The 9,856-nt window shown below is 70.8% G+C and carries 12 protein-coding genes; 5 read left to right on the top strand and 7 right to left on the bottom strand.

The window, feature by feature from the left end; all coding sequences use genetic code 11:
- Positions 1–497 precede the first annotated feature (497 nt).
- Both DLJ47_RS29295 and DLJ47_RS29300 read right to left on the bottom strand, forming a co-directional pair.
- Positions 498–962 (bottom strand): GNAT family N-acetyltransferase, encoded by a 465-nt coding sequence (locus DLJ47_RS29295; RefSeq protein ID WP_109904795.1) that lies wholly within the window; start codon positions 960–962, stop codon positions 498–500.
- A gap of 52 nt (positions 963–1,014) precedes the next feature.
- Positions 1,015–1,473, bottom strand: a complete 459-nt coding sequence (locus tag DLJ47_RS29300; RefSeq protein ID WP_109904811.1) for a VOC family protein — start codon at positions 1,471–1,473, stop codon at positions 1,015–1,017.
- A 137-nt stretch (positions 1,474–1,610) separates the two neighbouring features.
- Here DLJ47_RS29300 and DLJ47_RS29305 point away from each other — a divergent pair, with 137 nt between their 5' ends.
- The gene (locus DLJ47_RS29305; RefSeq protein ID WP_109904797.1) at positions 1,611–1,994 is read left to right on the top strand and encodes a VOC family protein; all 384 of its coding nucleotides are present in this window, start codon (positions 1,611–1,613) and stop codon (positions 1,992–1,994) included.
- A 59-nt stretch (positions 1,995–2,053) separates the two neighbouring features.
- Here the strand turns inward: DLJ47_RS29305 and DLJ47_RS29310 are convergent, their stop codons facing one another.
- Positions 2,054–2,488: a hypothetical protein gene (locus tag DLJ47_RS29310; RefSeq protein WP_199236051.1), complete on the bottom strand. Its 435-nt coding sequence runs from the start codon at positions 2,486–2,488 to the stop codon at positions 2,054–2,056.
- A 257-nt stretch (positions 2,489–2,745) separates the two neighbouring features.
- Here DLJ47_RS29310 and DLJ47_RS29320 point away from each other — a divergent pair, with 257 nt between their 5' ends.
- The 3 genes from DLJ47_RS29320 (at position 2,746) to DLJ47_RS29330 (ending at position 5,093) form a co-directional block, all read left to right on the top strand.
- A complete protein-coding gene (locus DLJ47_RS29320; protein ID WP_109904799.1) occupies positions 2,746–3,369 on the top strand; it encodes a TetR/AcrR family transcriptional regulator in 624 nt (207 codons plus the stop codon).
- A 15-nt stretch (positions 3,370–3,384) separates the two neighbouring features.
- Positions 3,385–4,050 carry a lysophospholipid acyltransferase family protein gene (locus DLJ47_RS29325; protein ID WP_109904801.1) on the top strand — a complete coding sequence of 222 codons (666 nt, stop codon included), beginning with the start codon at positions 3,385–3,387 and terminating at the stop codon, positions 4,048–4,050.
- Positions 4,051–4,247: 197 nt separating this feature from the next.
- Entirely contained in the window at positions 4,248–5,093 is an 846-nt protein-coding gene (locus tag DLJ47_RS29330; RefSeq protein ID WP_109904803.1) for an NAD(P)H-binding protein, read from the top strand.
- A 21-nt stretch (positions 5,094–5,114) separates the two neighbouring features.
- On the opposite strand, the gene DLJ47_RS29335 is transcribed toward DLJ47_RS29330, so the two are convergent.
- From DLJ47_RS29335 to DLJ47_RS29345, 3 genes are all read right to left on the bottom strand, one after another.
- Positions 5,115–6,947 (bottom strand): glycoside hydrolase family 15 protein, encoded by a 1,833-nt coding sequence (locus DLJ47_RS29335; protein WP_109904805.1) that lies wholly within the window; start codon positions 6,945–6,947, stop codon positions 5,115–5,117.
- Between the two features lie 100 nt (positions 6,948–7,047).
- Complete coding sequence (locus DLJ47_RS29340; RefSeq protein WP_088992028.1) at positions 7,048–7,410, bottom strand: PH domain-containing protein; 363 nt, start codon at positions 7,408–7,410, stop codon at positions 7,048–7,050.
- Between the two features lie 77 nt (positions 7,411–7,487).
- A complete protein-coding gene (locus DLJ47_RS29345; RefSeq protein WP_109904815.1) occupies positions 7,488–8,369 on the bottom strand; it encodes a LysR family transcriptional regulator in 882 nt (293 codons plus the stop codon).
- Positions 8,370–8,455: 86 nt separating this feature from the next.
- On the opposite strand from DLJ47_RS29345, the gene DLJ47_RS29350 reads away from it, so the two are divergent.
- A complete protein-coding gene (locus DLJ47_RS29350; RefSeq protein ID WP_199236052.1) occupies positions 8,456–8,875 on the top strand; it encodes a VOC family protein in 420 nt (139 codons plus the stop codon).
- A 77-nt stretch (positions 8,876–8,952) separates the two neighbouring features.
- Here DLJ47_RS29350 and DLJ47_RS29355 read toward each other — a convergent pair whose 3' ends face one another.
- Positions 8,953–9,633: a hypothetical protein gene (locus tag DLJ47_RS29355; protein WP_109904809.1), complete on the bottom strand. Its 681-nt coding sequence runs from the start codon at positions 9,631–9,633 to the stop codon at positions 8,953–8,955.
- Between the last annotated feature and the right edge of the window lie 223 nt (positions 9,634–9,856).

The following is a 9,856-nucleotide window of genomic DNA, read 5'->3' on the forward strand; positions in this document are numbered from 1 at the left end:
GTCGGGGCAGGCGTAGACGCTGCCGTCGAGGGAGCCGTGCATCCGGCCGTTGACGGCGCTGTACGCCTCGATGCGGATGGTCGCCGGCTGACCGCAGCCGGGCAGGGTGGGTAGGGTGCTCATGGGTCGACCTCCCGGGGTCGATCAAGGGCCCGGCCGGTGATGGCGTCACCGCGTCCGGGTCCGTCTAGTTCGGGGGGGCGGATGGTCCGCAGGTAGTCCGCAGAGTCCGCAGAAAGTCCGCAGGATGACCGTCTAGGCCCAACATCAACCAACGGTGGCCAACGGAAGTAAGCGCAGGTCAGACGGGGCGCAGCGCCGATCGGCGCAGGTCAGCGGATTCCCGTCAGAAGTTCCGCTTCAACGTCTGATCGCAGCGCCCGGCGCGTCACGTGTTGGCTGCGACAGGTTCGTTCGTCGTGGCGGGTCGGGCGGCGGCCCGCCCCAGGAGGGCGATCGGGTGACCGGGTGGGCGTGCCAGCGACCTGCCGTAGGACCTAGAGGGCCAGCGCGTACCAGCAGGCGTCGTCGGTCTCGTGGGTCTTGGCGAAGCCGGCCTTGTCGAGCACCCGCTGCGAGGCCAGGTTGTCCTTCTCGGTATCGGCGACCACACGCCTGGCCGCCGGTTGCCGCGCCGCGTAGTCGACCAGCGACCGCAGCGCCTCGGTGGCGTAGCCGTGACCGCGGGCCGGCTCGACGAGGCCGTAGCCGACCATCACCGTGCCGGCCTCGTCAGGCGGGCCGAAGAAGCCGATGGTGCCCACGGCCTGTCCGGACGCCTGCTCGACGATGACGAAGTTGCCGAACACCGGGTCGCCCTGGCGCAGCCACCCATTGACCCCGTCGCGGTCGTCTTCGCGGGGGAACTGCTCGTGCCAGGCCCGGCCGGTGCGGTCATTGTCCACAATCGCCTGCGCTGTCTCGTGGTCGAGCGGGACCAGCTTGAGCCGCGGGGTAACCATCACGCGCGTCAGTATCGCAAAGTTCGATCACGCAGGTCCGGACACCGATCCGTCACGCGAGTCCTGAGAGCCCGGACCTGTGCGCGGCGACGAAGACGCAGAAGGGGTGCCCGGCCGGGTCGGCGTACACGCGGAGCGGCTCGTCGGGGTCGTCGATGCGGTCGTACAGCAGCCGGCCACCGAGGTTCAGGACGCGTTCGTGCTGGACCCGCAACTCCTCGACCGACTCCACGGTCAGGTCCAGGTGCAGTTGCTGGGCCACCGGGCCTTCCGGCCAGGTCACCTCCGGCAGGTGATCCACCTGTTGGAACGCCAGCTGAGAGGCACCCTCGGGAGTCCTCAGGACGAGCCAGTCGCGACCGCGCTCGTCGACCTGCCCCGCCGCGGGCGGCTCGTCGCCAGGTCGGTGGACCAGGCCCAGCAGGCGCCGGTAGAACTCCGCCAGAGCCCTGGCGTCGGTGCAGTCGAGCACCACCTGGCACAGCCTGGGCACGCTCTCCCGGTCGGCCACCTCGATCACCTCCGGTGGCCATTCTGGTAGCACCGCAGGTGTGCTGCACCTCGGGCGGCGACGGCGTACCGGCCGCGGACGGCCCGGCACCCGCGCATGCTGGTGACGGCGCGTTCCGGCGTGCGTAGGTTGGCGCCATGGCGACCTATTGGACCCTAGGGTGTGACGCCGATGATCCCCAGCGGATCGCTGCCTTCTGGGCGCTGGCCCTCGGCTATGTCAAGGAGTCCGGTTTCGATGAGCCCGACAACGCTTCCATCGTCGACCCTGACGGCAGGGGGCCCGCCATTGGTTTCCTGAAGGTACCCGAGGGAAAATCCGCCAAGAACCGGATGCACATCGACGTCCGGGTGGCCGGTCCGGGCCCCTGGGACATGGCCGAGCGTGCACGGCTGATCCGGCAGAAGGTGCCCGAGTTGGTAGCCGCTGGCGCGACTGTGGTCCGCGAAAAGTGGTACGGCGACACCCTGGGACACGTCGTCATGCAGGACCCCGAGGGCAACGAGTTCTGCGTTGCCTGATGCGTGACGGGCGAGTTCGACCGCGTGCTGCGGGAATGGCGGGGGCCTCCCGTACCCCGTCAGGACGGTCCCGCGGCGCTGCCGATCCTGGTCCCTCGGCGCGCGACGGCCAGCCGGACGGCCACGCCCAGGCAGCCGATGGCCAGCAGCGGCAAGAGCACCAGGGCAGGGTTGACCCACGCCGGGACCAGGTCGTAGCTGGCGTTGCACCTGTTGTGCAGGGGGAACCACCGCGACGGCTCCTGCCAGTGGGCGGAGCGGTAGGCGCTGTCATAGGTGGCGCCGGCTGCGTGGCAGGACTCCTCCGGGTCCAGGGAGGAACCGGCGAAGGCACCGACGAACCAGGTGACGGCGGTGGCGCCGACGCACAACCCGGCTGTCCCGATGAACCAACCGGGCGTCGTCCACCGGCCGGTGAACAGCGGCCTGCCCCACAGCCACAGCACGGGCAGGGTGGGTATGGCCAGGCAGAGGGCGTACGCGATCAGACCCACGCTGAAGTTGCCAGCCTCTCGTCGATGGACACCTCGTCACTGCGACGGCAGCGAGCTACTCCGGCCACCACCGCCTAGCGCTCGATCATGACACGATTCTGCGGGTGAACGACCTCGGCAGCCGTCAGCTGACCTGCTCGGCCAGCGCGACGATGATGCCGGCCGGGCCGCGGACGAAGCAGAGCCGGTTCGGCGCCGTTCCAGGCGAGCCAGATTCGGGGTAGACAGTGTCTACGCGAGGCTGGTAGACACTGTCTATGTCGGAGTCGGACGGCAGTCTTCGGGTACGGCTGGTCGAGGTCGGTGTCGAGTTGCTGGCGCGAGAGGGGCCGCGAGCCCTCACCTTGCGCGAGATCGCCCGCCGGGCCGGGGTCTCCCACGGCGCGCCGCGTCGCTACTTCCCGACCCACCAGGCCCTGTTGGCCGCCATCGCGCGGGAGGGTTACCAGCGACTCGGCCAGCAGGTCGCCGAGCTGGTCGGCGGCGATGACCTGGACCCGCACGCACAACTACTCGCGCTCAGCCGGCTGTACCTGAGCTTCGCGCAGGACAACCGCGGCATGTTCGAACTCATGTTCCGGCACGACCTGCTGCGGGGCAACGGGATCGGCCTGCGGGAGGCCAGCCAGGCGCTGTTCGGCGTGCTGGTCGACCTGGTCGACCGAGCCCGGCCCGCCGTGGCCGGCGCGCCAGCGCCCGCCGTCACCGCCGCCGCGCTGTGGGCCAGCCTGCACGGCATCGCCGAACTGTGGCAGTGGGGCAGCCTCCAGACGATGGTGCGGACGGACGATGTCGAACCGCTGCTGCGCGCGGCACTGGACGCCCATGTCGGGCCGCCGAAGACCACCGGGCCACACCAGCAACCCGTTAACCGGTACTGACCGTCGGGAGGACGAGTGCTGCTGCAAGCGACCGTACGCCTGGTGATCGCTCCGCTCGCCCGGCTGCTCTACCGGCCCGTCGTCGAGGGCCGGGAGAACGTTCCGCGGCGTGGCCCGGTGATCCTGGCCGCCAACCACCTGTCCTTCATCGACAGCGTGGTCATCCCGCTCGTGGCGCCCCGACCGGTCGCCTTCCTGGCCAAGGCGGAATACTTCCGCCGCCCGGGGCTCAAGGGACGGCTGACCCGCACCTGCCTGACCGGCATCGACGCCATCCCGGTGCAGCGGGGCGGCCACCGGGAGGCACGGGCGTCGCTGCAACTGGCTCTCGACGTCCTCGCCGAGGGGCGAGCCTTCGGGCTCCACCCCGAAGGCAGCCGGTCGCGCGACGGCCGGATCTACCGCGGCCGTACCGGCGTCGCGTGGCTCGCGCTCGCCTCCGGTGCTCCGGTGGTCCCCGTTGCCGTCCTCGGCACCGACCGGATCCAGCCCATCGGCGCCCGACTACCCCGCCTCGGGAAGGTGACGGTGCGATTCGGCACGCCGTTGCGCTTCACGCAGCCCGCCGGCAGCCTCGGCCAGGCCCGGCGGGCCGTCACCGACGAGATCATGGCGGCCATCCGGGATCTGTCCGGGCAGGAACCAGCCGACGGTTACAACGACCTGACCACCGCCGGCTAGCCTCGCCGACCAGAACGGCGGCACGACGGTGTCGCGGTCGGGTCGACACCGCCATGCCGCCGATCTGTCGCGGGTCACCTCGCCAGCGTCGCGGCGCTCCCGCGTGCGGCCGCCGGCGTACCCCGGGAGGGGACGCGGGCGGCGAACCGGCGCGGACCACTTGACTTCAACCTCGATTGAGGTCCGAGCATCGCGGCATGACGAAACGAGACACGATCCTGGTGGTGGGCGCGACCGGCAACGTCGGGCGGCACGTGGTGTCCCAACTGCGCGTCCCGGTACGAGCCCTGGCCCGCGACCCGGCCGCCGCCCGCCTGCCCGCCGGCGTCGAGGTGGTCCGTGGGGACCTCACCGACCCGGACTCCCTCGCCGCGGCGCTCACCGGCGTGGGCGCGGTGTTCCTGCTCTGGCCGTCCTACTCCGTCGAGGGGGCGGCGCCGGTCGTGGACGCCATCGCCGCACACGCGAGCCGCGTCGTCTACCTCTCCGCGCGGCAGGCGGCGGAGGGGCCGGACAGCGTCTGGGGCGGGGTCGAGCAGCTGATCGAACGGTCCGGGCTGGGCTGGACGTTCCTGCGCTGCGGCGGGTTCGCGACCAACACGCTCGGCTGGGCCGAGCAGATCCGCGCCGGCGGCGTCGTGCGGGCACCCTTCGCCGATGCCGCGCGGTCGCTCATCCACGAGGCCGACATCGCCGCCGTGGCGGTGGCCGCGCTGACCGGCGACGGACACGACAAGCAGGCGTACGAGCTGACCGGCCCGGAGGTCGTCACCCAGGCCGAACAGGCCCGGCTGATCGGCGAGGCGATCGGCCGACCCGTCCGCTTCGCGGAGCAGCCGGTGGCGGAGGCGCGCGCGGAGATGCTCGCCGGCGGGGCCGACCCCGTTTTCGTGGACCAGGCGCTTAGCTACTGGGCCCGGCTGGTGCACGAACCGGAGTCGGTGACGAACACGGTGGCGGAGGTGACCGGACGCCCGGCCCGCACGTTCCGCCAGTGGGCGCGTGACCACGCGGCCGACTTCCGGACGTCCCCCGACCACTGACGCCGTGCGCCCGTTCCCACGCTACCGGCGGCTCTCGTCGAGGAGCCGGTTGAGGGCGAGGGCGGTGTTGATCAGCGCCAGGTGGCTGAACGCCTGGGGGAAGTTGCCCAACTGCTCGCCGGTGGGGGCGATCTCCTCACCGAAGAGGCCGAGGTGGTTGCTGAAGGTGAGCATCTTCTCGAAGGTGAGCCGGGCGTCGTCGAGCCGACCGGCCTCGGCCAGGGCCTCGACGTACCAGAAGGTGCACATGTTGAAGGTGCCCTCGTCGCCGGGCAGTCCGTCGGGGGCGTGGGTCGGGTCGTACCGGTAGACGAGGCTGTCGGAGACCAGGTCGTCCTCGATCGTGGAAAGGGTGGACTGCCAGATCGGGTCGTTCGGGGCGACGAAGCCGACCATCGGCATCATCAGCAGGGCGGCGTCGACGACCTCACCGCCGTAGCTCTGCACGAAGGAGCGGCGCTCCCGGTGGTAGCCGCGTTCCATGATCTGGTTGTACACGGCGTTGCGCTGCTCGACCCAGCGCGCGATCTCGCCCGGTCGCCCGTGCCGTTCGGCGAGGCGGACCGCCCGGTCGAAGGCGACCCAGGACATCACCCGGCTGTGGGTGTAGTCGCGGGGGTGGTGGCGGCTCTCCCAGATGCCCGCGTCGGGCTGGTCCCAGTTGCGGCAGAGCCAGTCGACCAGCCGCACGGTGCTGAGCCAGACCTGGTGCGGGGCGCGGATGCCGTGCCGGTCGGCGAAGTACATGGCGTACAGCGCGTCACCGTGGATGTCGAGCTGGAGTTGCTCGGCGGCGCCGTTGCCGATCCGGACCGGTGCCGAGCCGCGGTATCCCTCCAGGTGATCGAGCGTCTCCTCGTGCAGGTCGGACGTGCCGTCCACGCGATACATGATCTTCAGAGGCACGTGGTTGTCGCCCGCCCTGCGGACCCGTTCGTCGATCCAGTCCACGTAGCGGTGGGCCTCGTCGGTGAAGCCGAGGCCGAGCAGGGCGTGCACCGAGAACGACGTGTCCCGGACCCAGGTGTAGCGGTAGTCCCAGTTGCGGGTGCCCCCGATCTTCTCGGGCAGCCCGGCGGTCGGCGCGGCGATCATCGCGCCGGTCGGCGCGTACGTCATGAGTTTCAGGGTGATCGCGGACCGTTCCACCATCTCCCGCCACCGCCCGGTGTAGTGCGAGCGGTCCAGCCAGCGCCGCCAGTAGTCGCGGGTCTGTTCGAACATCGCCTGGATCTCCTGGAACGGGAAGGCCTGCGGACCTCCCGGAGCGGCGGTCTCCAGGACGATCGCGCCCGTCTGGCCCTCGTGCAGGTCCGTGAAGGCGATCAGGTCGCCGTTCTCGTTCCTGATGTTCTCCTCCGGGATCAGCCGACCGGGCGCCCGGGTGGTGTGCAGGGTCAGGATCATCGACGCGGCGCGGAAGACACTCCCGTCCGGGTGCTGCTCCATCTCGTGGGTCTCGCGCCCGTAGTTGAACCGTGGACGGCACTCGGCTCGGAACCGCATGCTGCCGCGGACCACCTTGATGATCCGCACGATGCGGTGCCGGTCGGTGACCTGCTCGCCCGCGACGGGCATGAAATCGGTGATCTCGCCGACCCCGTCCGCGCTGATGAACCGGGTGATGAGCATCGGCGTGTCCGGCAGGTAGAGCTGTTTGGACACGTACCGGACGCCGTCCGGGGTGATCCGGAAGAAGCCGCCGCGCTGCCGATCGAGGAGCCCGGCGAAGATGCTGGGCGAGTCGAACCGGGGAGCGCAGAACCAGTCCAGCGTCCCGTCCCGGGCGATCAGCGCGGCGGTCTGCAGGTTGCCGATGATCCCGTGGTCCTCGACCGGCGGATATTCCTTCACAGCGTCCCCCCGTCAGCGGTCATCAAAGGATGAACGGCCGTGACCGGGAAAGGTGATGTCGTCGCCGGCGGGTCGGTGGCGCCGGCGGCGACGAGGCTCGTCAGCTGATGTAGTGCAGGATGACGTTGTGCACGTGGTGGCTCTTCTGGGCGCCGCGGAACTCCACCTCGTAGGTGTGCGTGCCGACGTGGATGGCGATGGCGCCGGTGGAGAAGAACGACCCGCCCCACGACTTGTTGCTCACCACGCTCACGCTGGTGATCTTCGAGTACGGGATGCTGGTGATGGCGTACCGCTTGCCGATGAAGGAGCGGTCCTGGATGATGACGCGCCGGTCGGTCAACCCGAGGAAGCCGGTGCCGGTGCCGACCGCGTCGTAGACGGCGATGATCTGTTCTCCGTCCAGCAGGCCGCTCTGGATCTGCTGGAACTGCTCCTTGCGGTCATAGGTCGCGTTCGCCATGCCCCTCACGGTAGGTCCGGCGCGCCACCGGCAAGATCGTCGCCGCCGGCCCGGGCCTGGACGATGAACTCGCCGTCTCAGCCGTTCGCGTCGCTGGCGGCGCGGACGAACTCGCGGACCCGGGCCGTGGTGTTGTCCTCCCGCCAGACCAGGCCGCGCCGGATCGGCGGTGCGTCGTGGATCGGCACGTAGGCGACGTCCGGGCGGGGGTAGTAGTGCCGGGTGTGCTCGCCCACCGGCAGTACGCCGCGGCCCAGCGCCACCAGGGTCAGCATCTCGGAGAACGTGTTCCCGGTGGGGCCCTTCGGCACCGGCCGGCCCGACGGGGTGTGCTCGGGGGTGCGGTCGCGCTTGAACTCCGTCGAGGTCACCGCCGGGTACTGGACCACCGGATGGTCGGCGAGGACCTCCAGGGAGACCGACGCCGCGCGGGTCAGCGGATGCCCGGCCGGCACCGCGAGCATCCGGCGCTCGGTCAGCAGCGGCGGGCCGCAGGCCATCCCGTCGAACGGGTACGCCGCCATGAGCAGGTCGATCGAGCCGTCCACCAGGCTCGGCCGCGAGTTGTAGAGCTGCACCTCGTGCACCTCGACCTGGCACTCCGGGTGCCGCTCGGTGAACAGGGCGACCGCCTTGAGCAGCACCGGCGCGGTCCACTCGCCGAGGAAGGCGACCCGCAGCCGCCCGGTGACGCCGCGCCCGGCGTCGATGGCCCGGCGTACCGCCTCGTCCATGCCGGCGACCAGCGGGGCGAGGTCGTCGGCGAGTTGGCGGCCGATCGCGGTGAGTTGGACGACCCGGCTGGTCCGGGCGAACAGCGGCGCGCCGATGCGGCGTTCCAGTTTCTTGACCACGTGACTGATCCGCCCGGTGGTCACCCCGAGCCGCTCGGCCGTGCGGCCGAAGTGCAGCTCCTCGGCGAGGGTCAGGAAGGTCTCCACCTCGTACCGTTCGAGCACGTCACGTCCCATCGTTGAAGCAGGATCAACGATCGTAGCCTGATCATGCCTTGGTCGCGGTCGCGGGGCGGGGGATGGTGAACGGCATGACGACGACGACAGCTGAAGGCGAAGTGAGCGCGGTGCGGGTCACGGCCTTCGACCACCTGGTGCTCAACGTGGCCGACGTCGAGCGGGCCCTCGACTTCTACTGCGGGGTGCTCGGGCTGGCCCCGGTCCGGGTCGACCAGTGGCGAGCCGGCACGGTGCCGTTCCCCTCGGTACGGGTCGGCCCGGAGACCATCATCGACCTGGTCCACCGGCCGCGGGGTGAGTCGAACGTGGACCACTTCTGCCTGGTGGTCGAGCCGCTGGACTGGGCCGAGGTGATCGCGTCCGGCGTCTTCGAGGTGCTGGAGGGGCCGGTCGGCCGGTTCGGGGCGCGGGGGAGCGCGACCTCGATCTACGTGCGCGACCCGGACGGCAACTCGGTCGAACTGCGGTGGTACCCGCAGGACGCGGGCTGAGCCGGGTGTCGGGTTCCGGTGGGGTGTGGGGAGCCACCCACCGGAACCCGGGGCGCGAGGCCTGAGCCGCCGGCTGCTCAGCGCGACGGCTGGCGGGTCCAGTCCGTCGACCGGGCGGTCCTGTCCCCGGCGTCACTCGACACCAGACCGGCCCAGTCCGAACGGCCGGCCCAGTCCGATCCGCCGGTCCGGACCGGCTCCGGCTCGGGCGCCTTCTCGCGTGGGCTGCCCAGGCCGAGGCCGTCGGCACCGAGCGGGCGGTCCCGGCGCGCCAGCGGCGGGATGACCTCGTCCGGCACCAGCGCCTCGGGCGGGTCGTCGGCCGCCGCGGGCTGGGGCCAGCGTTGCCAGCGGCGGATGCTGACCACCCCGACGAGCAGCAGCGCGCCGATCAGCAGGGTCGTCCCGTTGCGGACCGGGGCCGCCAGGTCGACCTGGTGACCGATCAGGGTGGGTTCGTGGTCGACCAGGTTCATCACCGCGCTCGGGCTGATCAGCAGGCCCAGGTAGCTGGCCGAGTAGACCAGGCCGGTCACGGCCGCGCCCAGCGGCGAGAACCGGAGCGTGCCGATGAGCCCGAGCAGCAGACCGGCGGCGGCCAGCACCAGCGCCGGTCGTACGAAGTCAGCGCCGTCCAGCGAGCCGCCGTCCGCTGCGTTGGCGAACGCCTGCGCCGACCGATCCTGGCCCAGGGCGAACAGGACCCAGGCCAGCGGACCCACGACGGCGGCGGCGATCACGGTTCCGATGTGTCGCATCCGGGCAACGTACCGATCTTGCAGGTGGATCAGGAGCCCTGATAAGCAAAACTTAAAGTCGATCCCACGCCACGCCGGCACCGGGACCCCGACGGCCGCCTCAGAAAGTGTTGGGTAACCGGGTGGCTACTTCTGGTTGAGTTCGTCGTCGAGGCGTCGGGCTGCCTCGGTCTCGATCGGGCCTTGCGGCTCGACGTCCTCACCGGCTAGGCGCGCGGCCATC

The organism is Micromonospora sp. S4605 (genome assembly GCF_003176715.1).
Taxonomy (GTDB): domain Bacteria; phylum Actinomycetota; class Actinomycetes; order Mycobacteriales; family Micromonosporaceae; genus Micromonospora; species Micromonospora echinaurantiaca.

Coding starts and splice junctions, on each gene's coding strand:
- DLJ47_RS29305 (WP_109904797.1), top strand. CDS start 1,611: ATGGCGACCTATTGGACCCTAGGGTGTGACGCCGATGATCCCCAGCGG.
- DLJ47_RS29340 (WP_088992028.1), bottom strand. CDS start 7,410: ATGGCGAACGCGACCTATGACCGCAAGGAGCAGTTCCAGCAGATCCAG.
- DLJ47_RS29295 (WP_109904795.1), bottom strand. CDS start 962: ATGGTTACCCCGCGGCTCAAGCTGGTCCCGCTCGACCACGAGACAGCG.
- DLJ47_RS29350 (WP_199236052.1), top strand. CDS start 8,456: ATGACGACGACGACAGCTGAAGGCGAAGTGAGCGCGGTGCGGGTCACG.
- DLJ47_RS29320 (WP_109904799.1), top strand. CDS start 2,746: ATGTCGGAGTCGGACGGCAGTCTTCGGGTACGGCTGGTCGAGGTCGGT.
- DLJ47_RS29330 (WP_109904803.1), top strand. CDS start 4,248: ATGACGAAACGAGACACGATCCTGGTGGTGGGCGCGACCGGCAACGTC.
- DLJ47_RS29355 (WP_109904809.1), bottom strand. CDS start 9,633: ATGCGACACATCGGAACCGTGATCGCCGCCGCCGTCGTGGGTCCGCTG.